This is a genomic window from Cellulomonas bogoriensis 69B4 = DSM 16987, from assembly GCF_000767165.1.
Taxonomy (GTDB): domain Bacteria; phylum Actinomycetota; class Actinomycetes; order Actinomycetales; family Cellulomonadaceae; genus Actinotalea; species Actinotalea bogoriensis.
The window spans coordinates 1-285 of record NZ_AXCZ01000510.1 but is presented as its reverse complement, the minus strand read 5'-3'; the positions used below and the strand labels follow the sequence as shown (position 1 = coordinate 285).

General features: G+C 77.2%; 1 protein-coding gene. It reads right to left on the bottom strand.

Features of this window, described 5'->3' with window-relative positions; all coding sequences use genetic code 11:
- Positions 1–35 precede the first annotated feature (35 nt).
- Positions 36–285 (bottom strand): DUF3866 family protein (locus tag N869_RS16240; RefSeq protein ID WP_035063576.1); only part of this gene is annotated, 250 nt, incomplete at its 5' end.

Below are 285 nucleotides of genomic sequence, written 5' to 3'. Positions count from 1 at the left end.
ACCTCGATCCACGCGTGCCGGCTGTGACCAGGCCCTCACCGGGCCAGCAGGTCGACCGCGTGCACGCCGGCGACGGCTGACGCGAGGAACGCCCCCGGGTCCTCGTCCAGGTCCCGGCCCATGGTGCTGAGCCGCAGCGGCAGGGCCCGGAGCGCGTCGGCGAGCTCCTGGTCGGCCGCGACCTCGACGAGCCTGTGACGGCCGTGCGGGTCGCACAGGTCGGACGCCTCGGCCCGGACCTGCGCCCACAGGTCGTGCAGGCCCGAGCCCGCACGCCCGGCCGGG